Source organism: Sphingobacterium tabacisoli, from assembly GCF_017908035.1.
Classification (GTDB): domain Bacteria; phylum Bacteroidota; class Bacteroidia; order Sphingobacteriales; family Sphingobacteriaceae; genus Sphingobacterium; species Sphingobacterium tabacisoli.
This window is the reverse complement of record NZ_JAEQMU010000005.1, coordinates 443,717-464,530: the sequence shown is the minus strand read 5'-3', so window position 1 is coordinate 464,530 and position 20,814 is coordinate 443,717. Positions and strand designations below refer to the sequence as shown.

Here is a 20,814-nt window from a genome sequence, read left to right as displayed (position 1 = left end):
TAAGGTAGATACAAATTAGGGCAGCCAACGAGGGCTACCCTAAACAGGCTGGTACAAGACCGCCTAAAACCTAAAATTACAAAAAAATATAAAATTGACTTGTATATTAACACAGAATCTAAAAAGTTTGACCTTTTGGTTGGACAACTTTTTAGACAGCGATAGGTGGGGGGTTAGAGTTCGTCTTTTTTCAACTCGTCTAGCACAGTTTTGATTTGTTTGGTATAAGGAGTGTAGAAATATCTCGTCCAGGCTATTATAGCCAATGGAACAAGAAGTAAGGTAATTAATATAACGATTAGTAATGGTTGTTTGTTGGAATCTGCTATCGCACTGAGGTCTTTCCCTTGCTCAATGAGACGACTATAGGTATATACAGAGGTCCACACGAGTACAAATGGGATAAGTAGAAAACCAAAGGAATGATAGCGCTCAATATTCAACTTGAACTCGTAATATATTTCGCTGAGGTTGTCTTTGGTATCATTCGTATAATGGCTGACGCGCTGGTAGAAGTGGCGAAATATATTTAAGTAATATATCGAGACAAGTACGACTATGGCGTAGCTGGTATAGTAAATCAAGTAGGTGTTTGGGGCAAGATCAAATAGCTGTGGAGCAAATGCCATGAAGATAATAGCTACGATTTGCATATAACCTTCGTTTTTCATGTTGCGTTTTAGTTTATCCAGGGGATGTTGTGCTTTACGTAACTGTTTGATATGTGTTGGAATATGTACTTCCTGTGTGGGATCAGCATTCCACGTTGATTTTAGTTCTTCAAAATTCATGGTCTAGTTTCTTTATAATGTTTTGCAATTTTTCTTTTGTACGATTCAGTTTTACCCTAACATTGCCCTCGGTGATTCCTAATAATGTGCCGGTATCACGATGAGACAGGCCTTCCATAAAATAAAAGATGAGGGCTTTTTCGATTTTATTGAGCTGTTGCGCAGCCAAATAAAAGAGTTCGAGCTGTTTCTCTTTGTCTGTATTATAGGGTTCATGCTCAGGCTCATAAGTGGCGTCGTAGGCATAGCGATCGCTACGGCGTTTATCTTTCTTGAAATAGGTGATGGCAGTGTTTATAGATACGCGATACATCCAAGTTGAAAAAGCGGAATCTCCTTTGAATTTGGAATATGATTTCCAAAGTTGTACGATAATCTCCTGTTGGAGGTCCTCGCGATCTTCTTTGTTGTGCATATACATGCGAGCTACTTTGTGGAGAATGCCTTTATGCTCGTCGATGTGATTCAAGAATAGTTTTTCGTTCAATTGGTTCACAGCTTTATTTGGTTGTTATAATTCATCAAGTTATTCTAAATTTAGTCAGTAAGTCTATGCAATGTAGGATTCGTTACAAATATTTTCTATAAAAGATTAATAAAATTTGATGTCTACGGAAAAATCGTATATTTACTACAAAACCGTAATTAAATGAAAAGAATACTATTTTTTGGACTACTGCTCTTTGGGGCAACAAAGTCCTACACTCAAGAAAAGCCTTTGGCTAAGGTACATTATAACTTTAAACATGTAAATGATACAACACAACGGGACAAGTTTATCAAAGATGAAGTGGTGACTTATCTCGGCGAGGGAGGTAGTTACTATGCTAGCTATTCGGGAACGAGAATGCAGGAGGATATGAAAAAACAGATGGATGATCCTGCTTTTGATGGAAACTTGGTTATTTTAAAAAGGACTTCGCCAATTAGTGAGACGTACATTATTGAATCCGCACAACAGAAAATGACTGAAATTGTGAAGGTGGCTACCGATGAGTTTGTCCTATCAAGTGTCTACCCAGAGCAGGATTGGGAAATTTTGGAGGAGACAAAGGATATAGGTGGATATAGCTGTCAAAAGGCCACAACGGACTTTAAAGGGCGCCATTATATGGTGTGGTTTACAACGGAGATTCCTCTGTCAGGAGGTCCATGGAAGTTACATGGCCTGCCGGGATTGATTCTCTCTGCTAAAGATAGCAAAGGAGAGGTTGAGTTTGAGTATGCTGGATTCGACAAAATAGAGGACGAGACAGGTATTCGGATAGCGCCATCGGAAAAGGCCATCGCATCTACGGCATCGGAGGTCGAAAAATTGCAGAAGGCATTTCGGGCCAATCCTAGTGCGTATATGAGCGCTCGTAGTTCCGCAACCACAAATGTTTCTGGAGGGATTATGGTTAGATCGTCTTCTGGTAATTCAAACTCGTCTGCTACACTAGATACCTCGAAGGTGAAATCTATAAATGTCAAGAATGATGACAGTTATGTACCGTCTAAAATTACGAACAATCCAATCGAACTGATTCCATAGCACATGCGTAGAAGGCTCGTTTTTTTTCTGCTTTTTCTGTTGAACGGAGTTGCAATTATGGCGCAGCGAGCGACTATCGAAGGGATGTTGATTGATAAGGGGACGCAGGATCCGCTACATGCAATTACTGTGCTTCTCAAATCAGGAGACCATAAGGTGATGTCTTTTAAGGCTTCCGATAAGAACGGGAATTTCATATTGTCTACGGACAGGGATATAACTGGGGCTTATCTGGAAATAAACCATCTGGGATACAAAAAGAAATCACTGCCTCCTACTGTCGGGACAAAGATGAGGATTGAATTAGAACAATCGATGGTGCGTCTAGAAGATGTGGATATAAAAAGTAGGCCTCGCATACAGCGGATGGGGGATACGTTGGCTTATAATGTGTCGTCTTTCGCCAAAGAGGAGGACAGGTCTATAGGAGATGTATTGAAGCGTATGCCTGGTGTTGAGGTCTTGGAGTCAGGTCAGATAAAATATCAAGGCAAAGCCATCTCTAATTTCTATATCGATGGAGATGATTTGCTTGATGATCGCTATGCTATCGGTTCGAAGACTATTCCTCATAAGATGGTGCAAGATGTACAGGTATTAAATAATCATGAGCATAAGAAAGTGCTTAAAAATAAGCGTTATACAGACGAGGTCGCGCTGAATCTTGTCATTAAAGATGATGCAAAGCTAAAGTTGACAGGGCAGGTGAAGGTTGGAGGAGGGCTCCCAGAGCAATATGATGCCGAGGTGAATGCTATTTTGTTCAATAAAAAACATAAGCTCCTTAATGTATTGCGTGGGAATAATATTGGTGACGACTTAAGCGGCGCTTTTACAGGGTTCAACAAGCAGACTGTATTGTCTAATATGGGAACTTCGCCAGTAAACAACCTCTTGGCTCTTGGGACAGTTGGTGGTCCACCAGTGAATAAGAATAATTATTTTATGAACAATTCGGCTGCGTTGGATGCCAATAATTTAATGAATACCAAGAAGGAGTGGCAGTTGAAATCAAATATTCAACTCCTAGTTGATAGAAATACGTTTGACTATGCCGGGAGCACTTCATTTAATACCAATGGCAAGGTGTATAGCTTCGACGAAAGACAGCTTACAGCTATTAAACAATGGATGGGGGCGTTTAGGTTTAGTGCGACTAAAAATCAGGAAAAGAACTATATCAACAATGCGTTATCGTTGGAGTACCAAAAAGAAAATGGTAGCGCTGTAATTTATAGTAAAGAGGAAGAGATTAATGTGGCACGGGATTTTACGGTCAAGGGATTTTCTAATCAATTGGAATATGTACCAGCGCTAAAAAATGGAGATATTATTCAGGTGAATTGGTATATGAATTATGGAAAGAAGCCGCAGACGTTGACGTTGGCTCCTGGAATTTTTCCAGATTTGATGAATGGGGGTGAGGTCTATGAAGAGACCAGGCAGCATTTGGAAGTGCCGTCATTTTTTACGCGTGCTTCTGTAGGGTATCGTCTGCCGAATAAGAAGATAGTTCAATATTATAATGCAGGTGTGTCGATCGAAGACCAACGATTGAATTCTACTATTGATATTGTCTCTGGGGGACGGGTTCTACATGATGCAATAGATTCAGCCACAAATAATACAAATTGGCTTCGTACGTCACTTTTTGCTCAGGGGGAGTATGAATGGAAGACAAAACGTTTTTCTTCGCGTTTGACATTGCCTTTGTCATTGCAACGTACCCATTATGAAGATCCTTATTTTGAATTAAGTCAGAGCCAGAACAGGTTACTCTTTAATCCAGCTTTTAATGCTAAGTATTTGGTGGGATCGGAAGATGAGCTGAGTTTTTCCTATCGCCGTGGAAATAACTTTGGTAATATAGAAGGGGTATATCGGGGGCTTATCATCCAAAACTATAGAACCCAGGCAAGGAATAGTGGAGGAATTAATGAGAGCCGTAACAACGATTTTGGATTGAATTATAGGCTTTCGAAGACCATACAATTGCTGTTCTTGAATTTTGGATTAAATTATAGCCAGTCCATTGCAAGTTCCATGTTGTCGAATGTTATCGACGATGATATTACGCAGGCACAGTTGATTGCTAAAGAGAATAAAGTGAATTCCTACAGAGCAAGCCTTGGTTTGGACAAATATATTTTTCCATTGACAAGTACTCTGAAGCTTGGGTTTAATTGGACTCTGACAGACTATAATCAATTGTTCAATAATGAGCTGTTGCCGTTTGTGAATATTGGTTATAACCTGATTCCTGCTGTCGAGACTAAGTTGTGGAAATCAGTGAATTTATCTTATCAAGGACAACTATCTTGGAGTACTACAAAGCAGCAAGGTGGCGCTGAGGGATTGAATCGCAATGCTTTTAATATGTCGCAGAATCTTGGGTTTCCAGTTAGTTTTTACGGACTTGTTCACCTGAACCTACGTGCGCGACATCTGTATAGCAGTCAACCCGGACAAGAGCGTATTAGCTATGTTTTTTTTGACACATTCGCTCGATATAGACATAAGAAATGGAATACTGACTTTGAGTTAAATCTGTCCAATATTGCCAATATTAAGAAGTTTGAGACCTATACAATATCTGCGAATATGCAAGCACAGAACAGCTATGAATTGCGTGGACGAATGGCGATTCTGCGGGTTGTGTTTAACTTTAAATAGTTTGTTAACCGACGAGATCTACAAAAGCAGCGTTCGTCATTGTGGCGAGATCCTCTGGGTGTAGAATGACCTGTAGACCGCGTTTCCCCGCACTTACTGAGATTGCTTCCTCGAGTTGTGCTGCCTCTTCTATAAATGTAGGAAGCTCTTTCTTCATGCCTATTGGGGAACATCCGCCACGGATATAACCTGTGATTTGTTGCAAATCTTTCATCGGTAGCATTTCACAGTTTTTGTTGCCTGAGGCTTTTGCAAGCTTCTTAAAGTCTAAATGGCTATTTCCCGGAATAACAGCAACGAGATAAGGATCTTGTGTACCTCTCAGAACAAGTGTTTTATAAAGGTGGTCAGGAGCTATTCCCATAGATAAAGCGACATGTTCAGCGCTGACGTCATCTTCGTCAACTTCATATTCGCGAAGTGTATAGTTTATTTTTGCGGTGTCTAATAACCGTACTGCGTTGGTTTTTTGCGCCATAAGTTAAGCATTGTATTGTTGACGGTTTTGTAATATCTCCTGCATATGTAGGTCTGCCCATTTTGTAATCGTAGCAATAAGAGGGAGAAACTCTTTGCCTAATTCTGTTAATTGATACTCTACTTTGGGAGGGATAACTGGATAGATCTCTCGGGAGATGAGACCATCAGCTTCTAACTTGCGAAGTGACACTGTTAACATTTTTTCTGAGATGTCTCCAATCTGTTTGTGTATTTCGTTAAACCTCATTTTGGGGTGATTGCCAAGAACCAATATAACAAGTATAGTCCATTTGTCGGATAGACGATCTAGTATATTGCGTACAGGACAGCTTTGGGTATCAGAAAATTTGTTCATTTCTTTAAAATTATTGTGCTGATAATCAGTAAAACTAACCTACGGGTAAGTCGATTACGGGAAGTTAAGTTCTTGTCTGCTTATAGCTTACTTTTTATCTTTGACTTACCAAAAGTAAGTATAAAATTTAAAGTATTAAAAATATGTATTTAATAACAGGAGTTACAGGACATTTAGGAAGCGCAGCAGCTTCGGCTTTTTTAGCGTATGAAAGTGCAGACAAGTTGACTGTCTTGAGCCGGGATAAGGCTAAGGTAAAATCACTAAGCGAAAAGGGAGTGAACGTAAAGGTCGGCGATTATGAGGATTATGCGTCATTGCTAGAAGCCTTTAAAGGAGTTGAAAAGGTGCTTTTTGTTTCTTCGAATGATTTGATAAACCGAGAGGCTCATCATAGGAATGTGATTGCCGCGGCTAAAGAAGCGGGGGTAGCGCATGTGGTATTTACCAGTTTTCAGTATCAATCGACAGCGATCGACTCCCCAAATGGGCTTATGCCGGTCTATAAACTTTCGGAAGATTTATTAAAAGCGAGTGGTCTGACCTATACCATACTGCGGAATGGTATATATATGGATATGCTACCTGATATAATCGGACCTGGAATCCGTGAGAACAAGGTTTTATTTGCATCGGCAGGTGATACGCCAGTTACTTTTACTTCTAGAGAGGATTTGGCAGAGGCAGCAGTAAAGGTGTTGTTGAGTAAGGATTTTGATGATAAAACGGTGGATCTAGTGAATGAAAATAGTGTTCGCTTCGCTGATATCGCTGCATTTTTGAGTGCTATTCTTAAGTTGGAAATCAACTATGTAGATGCCTCTGATGAAGATTATCGAAAGGGATTGTCTCTAGCGGGACTACCAGCTATGGTTGTCGATCTTTTTGCTGGAATTTTAAAAAGCATAAAAGTAGGTGAGTTTGGCAAAACAGGAGAAGACCTTAGGGATATCTTGGGGAGAGAACCACAACAGGTGAAAGAATTTCTAACAGCCTATTACGGATAATGATAGCATGGATCTTATTCCCGAACTGGGATATAAGATCCATTTTTATGCTTCTTAGACTTTGTGTTCTTCGTTTTGCTCTAAATATAGTTGGGCTATTCCTCGTTTGTGGTATAAAGAGTACCTTTGCCGAAAAAATAAATATATGCAGTTGCGGAAGAACCTTATTTTAATAATAGCGTCGGTTGCTACGTTTGTAGAAGCGTTGGATATCGCGATCATAAATCTGACTATCCCCTCTATACAGGAGCAGTTCCATATTGGAGTGGAGCAAGCGCAGTGGTTGCAAACGTTGTATGTTCTTCTGTTTGGTGGTTTTTTAATCATCGGAGGACGGACGTCTGATCAAAAGGGTCGCAAGAAGGTGTTTTTGTGGGGAGGTCTGGTATTCATGCTGACTTCATTGGGGGCAGGTCTGTCTACTTCTTTTGAATCATTGGCGGTATTCCGGGCATTGCAGGGATTGGGAGCAGCTTTTATTATGCCTGCATCGTCATCTATTATCACTAATACATTCCGGGAAACACAGGAACGTAACCGGGCTATAGGTGTTTTTAGTTCTTTTGCTGCTATTGGATCTGGCAGTGGACTGTCAATAGGAGGTTTGTTGAGTACCTATTTGAGTTGGCATTGGGTGTTTTTGATCAATGTGCCGATTCTAGCCGTAACATTGATTCTGGCATACTTTTATATCCCAAAAGATGAAGTGAGTACGAGGTCGTCCCGGACGGATACATTGTCAGCTGTACTATTGGTCCTGGGATTGTTAGGTATAGCCTATGGCTCACATGAATTAACAAATTTCGAAGAAAACCCGTTGATTGTTGTTGGCGCACTTTTGGGAGGGCTAGCCTTGTTGGGAATCGTCATCTATAGGTTGAAGACCGTCGACGAACCCCTGATTAGGTTGAGTTTATTTAACCATCCTTCTGTCGTGATATCGAATCTAGTGTTCTTTATTCAGGGAGCTTTTTTTATTGGATTCTTGTTTCTGATCTCTTTGATGTTGCAGAGTGATATGGGACATAGTGCGGCGGCGGCGGGATTGATGTTGGTTCCATTTAGTGTGCTGTCGGCATTGATTGCGAAATTTGTGCTTCCTTTTGTGTCCAGCCGGTTCAATTCGGCGCAGATGGGCGTATTAGGCTGGTCCTTTATGTTGGGAGGAGCATTGGTTTTATGGAGCTCGCTTTATTTTGGACATCCGTTGCCTTTGGTGTTGGTGGGGGCTGCTTGTATCTCAGGGATAGGTATTACTTTCTGTTTTACCAGTATGGCGGTGTTGAGTATTCGTGACGTAGATCCTGGCAACTATGGAGTGGTATCAAGTCTGACGAGTACGAGTTATTTCTTAGGAGGAGGAATCGGGCTGTCATTTATGACGGTGCTGAATGAGTTGCTTCCTTCGGAGTGGGCAGTGGGGAATTTAAGCCTTAGTCTTTTAGCATTGTATGCGTTGATTAGTGTCATTATATTATTATATCTGGCGCGAGGCGAAAGGGGAAGAACTCTTGCGAGTTCATAATACATAAAAAAAGAGAGCCGGTTTTAAACCGGCTCTCTTTTTTATGTATTATATTTTTCGTTTTATATTGGGTAAAAAACCTGTAACTATACCGATAAGGGGCAGGAAAGCACAGATAGAGAAGACATACTCTATACTTGTACGATCAGCTAACCAACCTAGAACAGCGGAACCGATGCCTCCCATACCGAAAGCAAAGCCAAAGAATAGGCCTGCAATCATTCCAACTTTACCGGGAATAAGATCTGTGGCATAAACTAGAATGGCTGAGAAAGCCGAAGAAATAATCAATCCGATAATTCCGGCTAGTACAACGGTCGCCGTAAGACCTACGTGAGGCAATAGCAACGTGAATGGAGCCGCACCTAGAATGGATATCCAGATGATCAGCTTACGGCCGTATCTGTCGCCCAAAGGACCTCCTAAAATCGTACCTGCGGCAACAGACGCTAAGAATACAAAAAGATATATTTGGGATTGCTGTACTGAAACACCAAATTTTTCGATAAGGAAGAAGGTGAAGTAGCTTGTCATCGAAGCCATATAGAAGTATTTCGAAAAGATCAGTACTAGGAGGATGACGATGGATACAGTGACGGTTCTTTTAGACAGGGTCTGTTGTTGAGCGACTTGATTCGTGCCTGCGGTTGCGGTTTTAACGATCATATTTTGCTGATACCAATTGCCTACAATGGTCAGAATGAACATGCCCACTATAGCTAAAGTGCCAAACCAACCGATGTAATTTTGGCCCATAGGAATAACGATAAGTGCAGCCAGAAGAGGGCCGATAGCACTACCTGCATTGCCACCAACCTGGAATATAGATTGAGCAAGCCCCTTACGGCCACCAGAGGCCAAATGGGCTACGCGGGAAGCTTCTGGATGAAAAACGGATGAACCTATTCCTAAGAGACTGACGGATGTTAAAATAAGATAGAAATTGGAGGCGAAAGCTAAGCACAGTAGTCCCGAGAGTGAAAAGATCATGCCGATAGCTAGGGATCTAGGATTGGGTTTTTTGTCGGTATAAGATCCGACAAAGGGCTGAAGAACGGAAGCAGTCAATTGAAAAATTAACGTTATGATCCCAATCTGTGTAAACGTAAGTCCGTAATTTTGTTTTAATAAGGGGTATACTGAAGGTACAACTGATTGCATTAAGTCATTTAGCAAATGCGAAAAGCTAATGGCAAAGAGTATAGGGTATACTGTTTTGTTTGCTGATATAGTGGACATATAAAATATTAATATTCATCAGGTCATCTGATGAGTTGGTTTAAAAAATTAAATTCTCCCAATTATTTTTGATGCAATCTTTGAAGCCTTTGTTGCATCTTTATCACTGATGGCCTGTAAAAGATCTTCATGAATATTTTGTGACTCGGTAAAGGTGCTTGTGTCTTTGTAGAGGGTTGAAAAAAACTTAGTTACATGTGCTGACATGGTTTTATAAAGCTGATAGAGAATGGTATTGCCACAGCTTTCTGCAACTGCGATGTGAAATTCTATATCTGCATTGATACAAAGTAAAATATCGCCACTTTCGCCATATTGCTTGCGTTCGGCCAACTTTTTTTTCATCTTTTTTAAGTGAGCTGCAGTTCTATTGGATGCCGCTTTTTCCACTATTTTTAACTCTAAGAGTTGTCTTACCTCAAAGACATCGGCAAAGTCAGCACGTTCGATTTTTTCGTCGAGAATGCTGTTGCTGCTATGGCTGATAATAAAAGTACCAACCCCCTGCTGTACGTTGACGAAGCCTAATTGGGATAAATACTTGATGGCTTCACGTACTGTGGAGCGACCTACACCGAATTTTTGCATTAGCTCAGGCTCCGTAGGGAGTTTTTCGTTGATCGCAAAAGCACCACGCTCGATACTATGTTGTAAAGTATCTGCAACCTCTTGCGCGAGTGATTTTTTTTGTATAATCATTTTCGTCATATCATCTGATGATTGCAAATGTAAAAAAATAATTGATATGTAGAGCTCTGTTACTTCAAATTATTTGTGATAGACTATATCGTTTTCGTGAATAAAACAATCGTTTGCGTTAAATTAATGTTCTCTTATGATGAATTCTCTATGTTACTTTAGATCATTGAAGATGGAATCTACAGTAGATGATCTAGCTAAGAACTATTGATTTTGGCTGACCTGAATTAGCGATGATAACCCAGTGAGGTACCCATGTATTTAGAAGGAATTTGAAGAGCCCGTTTGAGGAATGAATATTTATAAGGCTTAGATAGAAGTGCTCTAAAAGTGTTCAGTTTTTCACGATTCTTTTTGGAGGGTACATCGAATAAGGAACTAGGAGATACAATTAATTAATAAACATATGAACAGAAAATTAAACAGTACTGGCCTACATAAAATGAGGTGGAAATCGGTTCTCTTATGTACGGTGGTCTCTTTCTCAGCGATTCATCTACATGCCGAGAATCGAGAAAGCAACAGCTATGTCGTCGGTATACAGCAAACTATATCAGGTAAAGTTACTGATATGGACGGTAAGCCTTTGGCTGGAGTAACGGTCGCAGAAAAGGGAAGTAAGAACTCAACACAGACCAATAAAGATGGGAAATATGCTATTTCGGTAGGAGGATCAACACGGATACTTACTTTCTCATATATCGGATTTGAATCTAAAGAGGTGACTGCAATCGATGGAGTTACGGTACAACTGACGCAGGTTGATGGGGCTTTGGATGAGGTTGTAGTCGTTGGGTATGGACGACAGAAAAAGACTAATCTTACGACAGCAGTTTCTCAGGTTAGTAAAGAGACCCTTGAGAACAGACCTTCTCCGACGGTTGCGAATATGCTCCAAGGTGCTGCACCCGGTTTGGTCATCTCTCGGAATTCGGGAAGGCCGGGAGCGCAGGGGCTGAATTTACAGGTACGTGGAGCGACTTCGGCAAATGGAGATGCAGATCCGCTGTATGTTATTGATGGGGTGGTGAGTACGGCTGCTACTTTTTTAGCGATAAACCCTAATGATATCGAGAATATAAGCATATTAAAAGATGGTGGGGCTACTGCGATATATGGAGCACAATCAGCTGGTGGCGTACTTCTTGTAACAACCAAAGGAGGTGTCGCAGGGAAGACGCGTATCGCTTTCTCCAATAATACTGCTTTTCAGCGGGCGGCCAACATACCGAATAGACTCTCCTTGATCGATGAGATGAATTATATGAACCTGGCTCGTGCAAATGCAGGTCTAGGACCGGAGTACTTTGAGGTAGACCTTGACCGCGCAGTCAACGGGCCAACTTTTGTTGAGGGAGCGGATAAGCAATGGCTGACATATAATCAAGAGAATATTCTGGATTATGTAATCCGCGATTCATACGGTATGTATAATAATAACCTACAGATGAGCGGTGGTACAGAGGGTGTTAATTATATGACTTCTATTGGTAATATGACACAAGATGGTGTTTTCAAGGTAGGAGAAGATCGGTTCAGCCGGTGGAATGCGAGGGCGAATCTATCGGCTAAGCTGAACAAATATTTAAAATTGGATCTTAGAAGCTCTTACATCAATGAAGCTAACGATAATCCTACTACTGGAGGTTACGGCATTGATGGTGGTGGTAATGGGATATTGAGACAATTTTTTTCATCAAGGGGACGATTTCCTCTGTTGAACGAAGATGGTACTTATTACAGGTCTGGGACATCCTCAGCATTAGGCTATGCGTTGCTGCGTGATGGAGGATTTGATCGTAATCGAAAGAGCAACTTTTCCAATAATGTAACTGCTACAATTGCTAATTTTATAGATGGGCTTCAGGTTCGTTTGATGTACAGTCGCGAAGATATAGGGGAGCAGAAGCGCGATTTTCGTCGAACGGTGACCTATTATTCAGGACCTAATAAGACTTTTCCAAGTTATCAAAATAACCCGAACAACTATTCTATCACAAATTATAAGACTCTTCAAGAAAACTATCAGGCAATTGTAGATTATAATTTTAAGGTTGCAGATAATCATAATTTTCAAGTTATGGGTGGCTATCAGTTTTTAGATTTCCGTTACGAATATGTATCGGCCTCTACACGTAATCTTTATGTAAATGATAATCCGAGCCTTAATTTTACGTCAGACCCGGCTAATAAGTCTCATAATCAAGTGGATGCGTCTGAGGCGATGCAGTCTTATTTTGGTCGGTTGAACTATGATTATAAAGGGAAATATCTGTTTGAGGCTACTGTACGTAATGACGAGAGTTCGAGATTGTCAAAATCAACGAGAAGGAAGACATTTCCTTCTTTCTCGGCAGGTTGGAATATTTTGAGAGAAGACTGGTTCAGTGTGTCTTCTGATATCTTGAGCGAACTGAAACCTCGTGTGTCTTGGGGTAAGGTGGGGTCCCAAGTAGGAATAGGTTATTTTGATTACCTAAGTTTGCTTTATCCTCAGCGTTCTAGCACAACAACAGTTAATCTGATTTTGAATGATGTACAACAGGCCTATCTTTATCAAAGATCTATACCTGCGACAGAATTAAGTTGGGAAACGGTTGAAACTAGAAATATAGGTCTCGATTTTTCAATGTTGAATCGGAGGCTATCTGGAAGCTTTGATTATTATAACAAGTTGAATAATGATATGTTGGTCAGTGTTAGCCTACCTGCTACGATAGGGATCGATGTGCCCAAATCCAACGATGGTCGGTTAAAAACCTGGGGTTGGGAGCTCTCATTAAACTATAAGGATAAAATTGGATCGGATTTTACTTATAGTGTTACCGCAAATGTGGCCGATAATCAGAACAAACTTATCTACTTTGGAGGTGCCAGTGATGTTGTCAAAGCAGGAGTGAATGGCAAACGAGAAGGTTTTGTAGAAGGTTATGCTCTTAATTCGATTTGGGGCTATAAGACTGATGGATATTTTCAGACGGCGGCAGATTTAGCTGCGGCACCAAGCTATGAGAGGATTGTAAATGTAACCAATGTACCTGGATTAGGGGATGTACGTTACGTTGATGTAAACGGAGACGGTATGATTGGCCCCGGAAAAGGTACTTTAGAAGATACGGGAGACATGGTTTATCTTGGCGATATCAATCCGCGATATCAATATGGTTTGAATATTAATCTTGGTTACAAAAACTTTGACTTTAGCATGTTTGTACAGGGAATAGGAAAGCGGAAGTTTAAGCCTAGTAATGAGTTGATCCAGCCAGCTTTATACTCTTGGTATCTGCCGATGAGTTTCCATACTGATTATTGGACTGAAGATAATAGAGATGCTGCCTTTCCACGTCCTTACTTATCGGGTAATCATAATTTTGTGGCTTCTGACAAATGGTTTCTCAATGGTGCTTATGCGCGCTTGAAAAATGTTCAGCTAGGTTATACGCTTAGAAAAGAGTCCTTTGCTAAACTGCCTTTTTCTAGGGTTAGATTTTATCTTTCTGGTGAAGATTTATTTACAGTTTCTGCAATGGGTATTTTTAAGGGCGTTGTTGATCCTGAGATGAAACCCGAGGATGATAAAATATCACCTTATCCGTTTGCGAAAACCTATTCTTTTGGCTTAAATATTGATTTTTAAATATATATAATGAAAAATATAAGTATACAAGTGTTGCTTGGCTTGGCCTTGGTGACACAGCTATCATCCTGTGAAGTAGATCGGTATCCTGAGAATACCGTTAGCGATGATAATTTTTGGAACTCTGTTGAAGATGTCCGTCTTGTAGCAAATTACTTTTATACTAAATTGCCGGGGTTGGCGACAGCTGATGTAGAAATGGACAATTGGGGAGTGGATGGTTACCAAAATGACAAGGGAAATTCAACAAGTGACGGCTCGCGAGTAGCACCAGCAACATCTACTGATTATGACTATAGCAATATTTATCAAGCTAATAAATTGATTGAAAAAGCATCAGAGGTGATTGCAAAGGGAGCAGATGCGAAGTTAGTAAATTGGTATGTCGCCGAGGCACGCTTTTTTAGAGCCTGGTTCTATTTCGAAATGTTTAAGCGATTTGGTGGTGTACCGATTATCACAAAGACAATGGGAGTTTCAGATCCGGACATCTTTAAGGCTAGGGCGACAAGAGAGGAAGTTCTTCAATTGATTTATGACGATCTTGACTATGCAATTGCGACATTAAGATCAGCAGATCAGCTGTCTTCTGCGAAAGATTACGGTCGGATTTCGAGGACGGCTGCTTTGGCATTCAAATCTAGAGTGGGGTTGTTTGAAGGTACACGTGCCAAATTTCATGGCTATGGTGATGCCAAAAAGCATCTAACTATAGCGAGAGATGCGGCACGACAAGTTATAGATTCGAAGGAGCATGCTGTTTTCAGTACGCCTGTAATAGGTGAAAATGGTAAGGTGAGTAATGAGGCCTACTATAATTTGTTCCAGGAAGCGGGAGAGGGTAGAGCAAATAAAGAGAACATCATTGTAAAACAGTATGGGATTAATTTGGAGAATAGTATATTAATCACTCCCATTCAACGGTATTATGAAGGAGGAAATATCGGTGCTACGCAAAACTTTGTGGACAATTACCTTATGATAGATGGGCTGCCAGCCAAAAAATCTTCCTACTACATTGCGCCAAATGCGCAGATGAAACATATGGAATACTTCTCCATGAGAGATCCTCGAATGGGCTTTACGCTCTTTAAATCGGGCGATGAGTTTAAGGGGACCGGAAAGTATTCGGTTCCGAATCCAACATTGCAGCGTACAGGGTTTAATATTAGAAAATATGCTAATGCGCAATATTTCGAGACACAACGTTCTTTTATCGACAGACCAGTGTTGAGGTATGCAGAGGTGTTGTTGAATTATGCAGAGGCGGTGTATGAATTGGATGGGGTGATCACGGATGAGCAGTTGAATGCAACTATTAATGTACTGCGTAAACGTCTTCCGGAAGTGAATATAGGAACTCTGGAAGAGCCTGAATATGCAGCCATGCCTTCGTTAAGTAATGCATTCGTAAATGATAATGGCTTGAAGATGCAAGATGAAATACGTAGAGAGAGAAGAGTAGAGCTTGCTTATGAGGGAGGTATGGGCTATTGGGATTTGATACGTTGGAAAACCGCTGAGGTTGAAATGGTAAAACCATTGCTGGGAAGTTACTTCTTTTTAGAATACAAAGCTGCAAACTGGTCCGCAAATACTCCGGTTGACAAGGATAACTACATTGTTTTGCAGCCAGCTAATTTGCGTAAATTCGATCCACAGAAAGACTATTTATGGCCGTTGCCTACAAATGAAATTGCTAAAAATAAAGAGGTGCTAACACAGAATCCTAAATGGTAACTTGTTTTTGTGCTTGACTTTTATGTAAGTCATATATATATATATACTATTTGACAAAGAACTGAGGGTGTTTAATCATCTTCAGTTTTTTTTGTTTATACCGTTTGATTGTTTGGAAGGGTCATTCCTTAATGTAAAATTAGATGTGGATTACAACTGTAAGATTTAATATTGAGGGGGAGACACTGATAGTGTTTGAGATTCGATTAATTAATTTTTCATCTTATGAAAAGTTTCTATATCGCAATTACAATCATCTTATGGTTTTTGAACCAGTTTTGTTATGTACATTGAACATAAAAAAAGCGACTTCTTTTGAAGTCGCTTTTCGTAGCCCGTAGGGGAATCGAACCCCTGTTTCCAGAATGAAAATCTGGCGTCCTAACCCCTAGACGAACGGGCCCTTTTGCTTTGGTGATGCAAATATAGACGCTTTTATCTATTATCCAAAATAATTTTCACTCAAAGGTCATAATGTGCTGAAAGCTAAAATATTATTTTTTAAATCAAGTCAAATCCAATGTCAGTGCGGAAGTATTTGCCTTGAAAAAAGATACGGCCAGCATCGGCTGTTGCTTGCTGTAAGGCTGTAAATAGGTCGTCTTGGAGTGTCGTCACTGCGATAACACGGCCTCCTGCGGTTACAACTTCTCCATTTACCAACTTGGTGCCTGCATGAAATACGATGGACTCTTTTACATTTTCGATGTTGCTGATTACTTTTCCGTTTTCGTAATCTCCTGGATAGCCTCCGGAAACTAACATGACTGTTACCGCGGTCTTTGGACTCAAGGTATAAGAACGGCTGGAAAGGTTGCTTTGTGCAACACCTTCTAATAGGTCTACAAGGTCAGACTCGATGCGTGGAAGTACTGATTCGGTCTCAGGATCGCCCATGCGTACATTATATTCGATGACATAAGGCTCGCCATCTACGTTCATGAGGCCGATAAAAATGAAACCTTTGTAAGGGATATTGTCTTTTTTCAAACCATCAACCGTAGGCTTGATGATACGTTCCTCTACTTTGTTTAAAAAAGTTTCGTCCGCAAAAGGAACAGGGGAGATGGATCCCATACCACCTGTATTTAAACCTGTATCGCCTTCGCCGATTCGTTTGTAATCTTTGGCTGAGGGTAAAACCTTGTAAGAGTCACCGTCTGTCAAAACAAAAACTGAAAGCTCAATACCTTTTAAGAACTCTTCAATAACAACCACAGAGCTGGCCTGTCCGAACTTGGCTTCTGCGAGCATGGCGGTAAGTTCAGCTTTGGCATCTTCTAATGTCTCACAGATCAAAACTCCTTTGCCTGCAGCTAGGCCGTCGGCCTTAAGTACTATAGGGAGTTTCTGTGTTTCTAGGTATGCTAAACCTTCTTCAAGGTTTGATAATTCGAAGGATTTATAGGCTGCTGTTGGGATGTTATGTCGAAACATAAACTCTTTTGAGAAGTCTTTTGACCCCTCCAGCTGAGCACCTAGTTTTTGTGGGCCAACAACGGCAATATGCTTGAGGTCATCTCTTCCTAAAAAGAAATCGTGGATCCCTTTTACCAACGGTTCTTCTGGGCCAACGAGAATAAGGGTAATGGCATTTGCTAAAGCAAAAGCTGCTATTCCTTCAAAGTCTGTTACCTTGAGGTCTACGTTCTGACCATATTGTTCTGTTCCTGCATTGCCTGGGGCAATGTAAAGGTTGGTAAGTTTAGGGCTTTGTGCAATTTTATAGGCAAAGGCAGATTCGCGTCCACCTGATCCAACAATTAAGATATTCATGTCACAAACTTAGAGAAATATGCTTTAATTTTTGTTATCTTTCCTTAACATTTTAAAAATCAATTGAGACGAATATGAGATTCCTCCTTGTTTTCCTTGTTCTGTTACTGAACGGTAGTGTTTATTCTCAAGATATCCAAAAGGTTTTGACGGATATGGAGACATATCATAGAAGTAATCCGCAGGAAAAGCTCTATCTGCACTTGGACAAGTATGCGTATACAGCAGGTGAAACAATCTGGTTTAAAGCATATACGACTATTGGGTTACAAAATCTGTTCTCGAACCATAGTGGTATTGCTTATGTAGAATTGATTGATGGGGCAAAAAGAACAGTCAGTTCAATGACAATCCCTTTGGTGATGGGGCTGGGCATGGGCGATTTTAAACTTCAGGATACCATTACAGAGGGGTCTTACCGTTTGAGGGCATATACCAATTGGATGCGAAATGCGGATGAAGCATATTTTTACGATCGTACGATACAGATTACAAATGGGCGCACGGATAATGTGATGACGAAAACTTCTGTGCGTACGGAGGGTAAAGATAATGTTTATACGATTCAGCTGAAGAGTCTGTCGGGACTCCCCCTGGCGAAAAGGCAGTTAAGATATGAGGTGCTATCTGGAGGGGAAACGGTGGAGCGAAAGCGAGGAAATACGGATGAAGAAGGAAACCTCTTGATTGCTCTCTCTAAAAAGTATGGAGACGCGTACCTTAAGTTACGCTTTGATAATTTGGAGAAGTTGCCCGTAAATAAGCTCCTGAGAATTGTACCTCCAACCTTGGCAAACAGCGTGCAGCTGTTTCCTGAAGGAGGAAAATTGCTTGGTGATAGAATTAATAACATTGCTGTGAAGGCGATAAACCCCAAAGGAATGGGGATCAAAGCAAAGGTAACCTTTACTATAGGTAAGGATACAGCAGGAGTGATCGAGACAAACAGCCTGGGGATGGGAGCGGGATACATTTTTGTTCAGCCGGATACTCCTGTTGCCGCTCGTGCAGCGTTTGAAGATGGATCTGAGGTAGATGTGCCTATGCCTTCGGTATATGCATCGGGTTACGCAATTACGGTAAATAATCAGAATGGAAGTAAAGTCTTTGCTCAGTTGAATGTTTCTAAAGATCTAGTCAGCCAAAAGGAGGTTTACTTTGTGCTACATCATCTAAGTGAAGTGATTTTTGTATCTAAACAAAAGTTGAGTAAAGATGAGCTTGTTTTTTCTGTGGACAAGAAGATGATGCCGACTGGAGTACTTACGATCAGTGTTTTGGATGAGCGTTTTCAGCCTATTGTAGAACGTCCTTTTTTCAACTACAATTTAAATAGTATGTTGCCTGTGGTTCTGCATTTGAATAAAGAGCGTTTTACGACTCGTGAGCGTGTGAAGGTCGATCTGAGTGTGGGGAGTGATTCGGATTCTATTCGGTTTGGTGCTTTTTCTGCATCTGTTATTGATCTGTCTAAGATTAAGGATAGCGTCTCGCTAGCGCCGAATATTATTTCTACGTTGTTGTTGAATTCAGATCTCAATGGGTATATCGAGAATCCGGGGTATTATTTTGGTTCTGAGGGGGTCAGGTCACGTGATTTGGACTTGTTGATGTTGACACAAGGGTGGAGAAATATCGATTGGGGAGAGCTGGAAGGGAACAGGAAGCCAAAGTATGATGTAGAAAAGGCCTTGAAAATAAGTGGATATACGAAGAAGTTAGGGCGGACGAAACCCGAGATAGGAGCGAAAGTACAGCTCATTTCGACTAAGAATTTTATGAATTTTGTAGATACGACTTCTAATGAAGAGGGGTATTTTGAGTTCAACGATCTTTTGTTTCCCGACAGTGTCAAGTTCTTAGTCTCTGCTCGGGACGCGAATAAAGGAAAAAATAATATAGATATCGTTATAGATAAGGAAGAAAGGGCTTCGGTGGGGGATAATAGAAATAGAGGAGATGAAATAGAGGATGTCAATGCGATGTATATAGATCAGATTAATCAGTCCAAACAGTTTTTTGCAGAGTTGGAAAGACAAGGATTGATGGAGAAATCAATTGCTATAGAGGAGGTTGTTGTAAGGGCTAGTGCGAAGAAAAAAGTATCGGAGTATTCCAGTAACCTTAACGGCCCGGGAAATGCTGATCAAGTATTGACAAGTGAGGAGCTGTCTACCTGTTCAACATTGGATATGTGCTTGTCTGGTCGATTGATGGGGGTGTCCTTTGTCGGAGGAGTGCCTTATAATACGAGGGGGAACGTGCCGATGCAGATTGTTTTGGATGGTATGTATCTGGAGGGGGATCAACTATCTATGATTAATATCAATGATGTGGAGAGTGTTGAAGTGTTGAGGAATGCGAATTATACATCTATCTATGGGGTTAATGGTGGAAATGGGTTATTGATCATCACTTCAAAAAGAGGGACATCGGCGATGAATAATTATGTGCCTAAAGGAATTATGACGGTGCAGCCACAAGGTCTTCATGTTAATCGGGAGTTTTATAAGCCGGTATATGATGTTGAGGACGGGAATAAACTGAGTCGGGACCTGCGAACGACTATACATTGGGAGCCCAATATCGTAGCGGACAAAAGTGGTAAGGCCTCGTTTGATTTTTTTACGGCTGATGGTAAAGGACGGTATGTGATCATTGTGGAAGGATTGGACTTGAGTGGAAGGATATTACGAAAACTTGTAGAGTTTGAGGTAGACTAGTTTTTGATGTGTCCAAACGCCGCGGTAATTTGTGTTGGCGATTGGACACTTTTTTTTAAGGTATTGCAGCAGTTAAAAGCTGCTCCTCGGATGGAGAGATTTTACTTATCATATAGCGATCGATAGTCGTTATTTTCATCTCATCGAGTGTTTGAATAAGGTCGGCAGTACGTGCATGTTTGCTAGGTTTGATAAGTACAATCATATCTTTTCCTTGGGTGAGGGCTAGAATTTGTTTCTTCATCTCTAATAGGGTCTGACGTAACTTGGTTGTGCTTAGGTCTATATTTGTAGGAGCAGCAAGAGGACGCTGAAAGTCTCCATGATACCAAAAGATATTTCCCTCACCAATAAGTAGTGATACTATGCGGTTCTCATCCATTTCCGTTTTGTTGTTTTGAGTCTGGTCTGGCATGGCTATGTCGACTTGATGGGGCTTATTTAAAGATGTGGTCAACATGAAGAACGTGATGAGTAGAAAAGCCAAATCAACCATTGCGGTCAAATCCACGCCAGGAGCCTGTTTGCGGGTACGAGTTTTTCTCTTAGAATCAATCGCTATTTTTGTGTTTAATTCTGCCATATCCAGATAGATTTTAGAAGTGAAATAATAAGTTTGTTTCTATTCTTATGAT

15 protein-coding genes and 1 tRNA gene are annotated in these 20,814 nt (G+C 40.7%); 7 read left to right on the top strand and 9 right to left on the bottom strand.

What is annotated here, in order from left to right:
- Nucleotides 1-173: 173 nt before the first annotated feature.
- The gene (locus tag JKG64_RS18820) at nucleotides 174-791 is read right to left on the bottom strand and encodes a hypothetical protein (protein ID WP_210355800.1); all 618 of its coding nucleotides are present in this window, start codon (nucleotides 789-791) and stop codon (nucleotides 174-176) included.
- Nucleotides 781-1,287, bottom strand: a complete 507-nt coding sequence (locus tag JKG64_RS18815; RefSeq protein ID WP_210355799.1) for an RNA polymerase sigma factor — start codon at nucleotides 1,285-1,287, stop codon at nucleotides 781-783. Before JKG64_RS18815 ends, JKG64_RS18820 begins: the two co-directional genes overlap by 11 nt.
- A 153-nt stretch (nucleotides 1,288-1,440) precedes the next feature.
- Here JKG64_RS18815 and JKG64_RS18810 point away from each other — a divergent pair, with 153 nt between their 5' ends.
- Nucleotides 1,441-2,325: a GLPGLI family protein gene (locus JKG64_RS18810; protein ID WP_210355798.1), complete on the top strand. Its 885-nt coding sequence runs from the start codon at nucleotides 1,441-1,443 to the stop codon at nucleotides 2,323-2,325.
- Nucleotides 2,326-2,328: 3 nt separating this feature from the next.
- On the top strand, nucleotides 2,329-4,998 hold the full coding sequence (locus JKG64_RS18805; RefSeq protein WP_210355797.1) for a TonB-dependent receptor: 2,670 nt from the start codon (nucleotides 2,329-2,331) through the stop codon (nucleotides 4,996-4,998).
- A gap of 4 nt (nucleotides 4,999-5,002) precedes the next feature.
- Here JKG64_RS18805 and ybaK read toward each other — a convergent pair whose 3' ends face one another.
- Nucleotides 5,003-5,476 carry a Cys-tRNA(Pro) deacylase gene (gene ybaK / locus JKG64_RS18800; RefSeq protein WP_210355796.1) on the bottom strand — a complete coding sequence of 158 codons (474 nt, stop codon included), beginning with the start codon at nucleotides 5,474-5,476 and terminating at the stop codon, nucleotides 5,003-5,005.
- A gap of 3 nt (nucleotides 5,477-5,479) precedes the next feature.
- Complete coding sequence (locus JKG64_RS18795) at nucleotides 5,480-5,833, bottom strand: winged helix-turn-helix transcriptional regulator (RefSeq protein ID WP_210355795.1); 354 nt, start codon at nucleotides 5,831-5,833, stop codon at nucleotides 5,480-5,482.
- A gap of 143 nt (nucleotides 5,834-5,976) precedes the next feature.
- Between JKG64_RS18795 and JKG64_RS18790 the strand changes: the two genes are divergently transcribed.
- Entirely contained in the window at nucleotides 5,977-6,840 is an 864-nt protein-coding gene (locus JKG64_RS18790; RefSeq protein ID WP_210355794.1) for an SDR family oxidoreductase, read from the top strand.
- 145 nt (nucleotides 6,841-6,985) lie between these two features.
- The gene (locus JKG64_RS18785; protein ID WP_210355793.1) at nucleotides 6,986-8,365 is read left to right on the top strand and encodes an MFS transporter; all 1,380 of its coding nucleotides are present in this window, start codon (nucleotides 6,986-6,988) and stop codon (nucleotides 8,363-8,365) included.
- A gap of 48 nt (nucleotides 8,366-8,413) precedes the next feature.
- On the opposite strand, the gene JKG64_RS18780 is transcribed toward JKG64_RS18785, so the two are convergent.
- Together JKG64_RS18780 and JKG64_RS18775 are read right to left on the bottom strand one after the other, a co-directional pair.
- Nucleotides 8,414-9,604, bottom strand: coding sequence for an MFS transporter (locus tag JKG64_RS18780; protein ID WP_210355792.1), 1,191 nt, complete (start codon nucleotides 9,602-9,604; stop codon nucleotides 8,414-8,416).
- Nucleotides 9,605-9,652: 48 nt separating this feature from the next.
- On the bottom strand, nucleotides 9,653-10,312 hold the full coding sequence (locus tag JKG64_RS18775; protein ID WP_210355791.1) for a FadR/GntR family transcriptional regulator: 660 nt from the start codon (nucleotides 10,310-10,312) through the stop codon (nucleotides 9,653-9,655).
- 397 nt (nucleotides 10,313-10,709) lie between these two features.
- On the opposite strand from JKG64_RS18775, the gene JKG64_RS18770 reads away from it, so the two are divergent.
- Together JKG64_RS18770 and JKG64_RS18765 are read left to right on the top strand one after the other, a co-directional pair.
- A complete protein-coding gene (locus JKG64_RS18770) occupies nucleotides 10,710-13,940 on the top strand; it encodes a SusC/RagA family TonB-linked outer membrane protein (protein WP_210355790.1) in 3,231 nt (1,076 codons plus the stop codon).
- 9 nt (nucleotides 13,941-13,949) lie between these two features.
- Nucleotides 13,950-15,680 (top strand): RagB/SusD family nutrient uptake outer membrane protein, encoded by a 1,731-nt coding sequence (locus JKG64_RS18765; protein ID WP_210355789.1) that lies wholly within the window; start codon nucleotides 13,950-13,952, stop codon nucleotides 15,678-15,680.
- 331 nt (nucleotides 15,681-16,011) lie between these two features.
- Here JKG64_RS18765 and JKG64_RS18760 read toward each other — a convergent pair.
- Nucleotides 16,012-16,083 (bottom strand) — tRNA-Glu (locus tag JKG64_RS18760).
- Between the two features lie 98 nt (nucleotides 16,084-16,181).
- Nucleotides 16,182-17,456: a phosphoribosylamine--glycine ligase gene (purD, locus tag JKG64_RS18755; protein WP_210355788.1), complete on the bottom strand. Its 1,275-nt coding sequence runs from the start codon at nucleotides 17,454-17,456 to the stop codon at nucleotides 16,182-16,184.
- Nucleotides 17,457-17,530: 74 nt separating this feature from the next.
- Between purD and JKG64_RS18750 the strand changes: the two genes are divergently transcribed.
- Nucleotides 17,531-20,179 (top strand): TonB-dependent receptor plug domain-containing protein, encoded by a 2,649-nt coding sequence (locus JKG64_RS18750; protein WP_210355787.1) that lies wholly within the window; start codon nucleotides 17,531-17,533, stop codon nucleotides 20,177-20,179.
- Nucleotides 20,180-20,234: 55 nt separating this feature from the next.
- Here JKG64_RS18750 and JKG64_RS18745 read toward each other — a convergent pair whose 3' ends face one another.
- Nucleotides 20,235-20,762, bottom strand: a complete 528-nt coding sequence (locus JKG64_RS18745; RefSeq protein ID WP_210355786.1) for an ExbD/TolR family protein — start codon at nucleotides 20,760-20,762, stop codon at nucleotides 20,235-20,237.
- Between the last annotated feature and the right edge of the window lie 52 nt (nucleotides 20,763-20,814).

What these genes read in the sequence shown, in the direction of transcription:
- JKG64_RS18780 (WP_210355792.1), bottom strand. Translation starts at nt 9,604, where the DNA reads ATGTCCACTATATCAGCAAACAAAACAGTATACCCTATACTCTTTGCC.
- JKG64_RS18805 (WP_210355797.1), top strand. Translation starts at nt 2,329, where the DNA reads ATGCGTAGAAGGCTCGTTTTTTTTCTGCTTTTTCTGTTGAACGGAGTT.
- JKG64_RS18765 (WP_210355789.1), top strand. Translation starts at nt 13,950, where the DNA reads ATGAAAAATATAAGTATACAAGTGTTGCTTGGCTTGGCCTTGGTGACA.
- JKG64_RS18775 (WP_210355791.1), bottom strand. Translation starts at nt 10,312, where the DNA reads ATGACGAAAATGATTATACAAAAAAAATCACTCGCGCAAGAGGTTGCA.
- ybaK (WP_210355796.1), bottom strand. Translation starts at nt 5,476, where the DNA reads ATGGCGCAAAAAACCAACGCAGTACGGTTATTAGACACCGCAAAAATA.
- JKG64_RS18750 (WP_210355787.1), top strand. Translation starts at nt 17,531, where the DNA reads ATGAGATTCCTCCTTGTTTTCCTTGTTCTGTTACTGAACGGTAGTGTT.
- JKG64_RS18790 (WP_210355794.1), top strand. Translation starts at nt 5,977, where the DNA reads ATGTATTTAATAACAGGAGTTACAGGACATTTAGGAAGCGCAGCAGCT.
- purD (WP_210355788.1), bottom strand. Translation starts at nt 17,456, where the DNA reads ATGAATATCTTAATTGTTGGATCAGGTGGACGCGAATCTGCCTTTGCC.
- JKG64_RS18810 (WP_210355798.1), top strand. Translation starts at nt 1,441, where the DNA reads ATGAAAAGAATACTATTTTTTGGACTACTGCTCTTTGGGGCAACAAAG.
- JKG64_RS18820 (WP_210355800.1), bottom strand. Translation starts at nt 791, where the DNA reads ATGAATTTTGAAGAACTAAAATCAACGTGGAATGCTGATCCCACACAG.
- JKG64_RS18745 (WP_210355786.1), bottom strand. Translation starts at nt 20,762, where the DNA reads ATGGCAGAATTAAACACAAAAATAGCGATTGATTCTAAGAGAAAAACT.
- JKG64_RS18770 (WP_210355790.1), top strand. Translation starts at nt 10,710, where the DNA reads ATGAACAGAAAATTAAACAGTACTGGCCTACATAAAATGAGGTGGAAA.
- JKG64_RS18785 (WP_210355793.1), top strand. Translation starts at nt 6,986, where the DNA reads ATGCAGTTGCGGAAGAACCTTATTTTAATAATAGCGTCGGTTGCTACG.
- JKG64_RS18795 (WP_210355795.1), bottom strand. Translation starts at nt 5,833, where the DNA reads ATGAACAAATTTTCTGATACCCAAAGCTGTCCTGTACGCAATATACTA.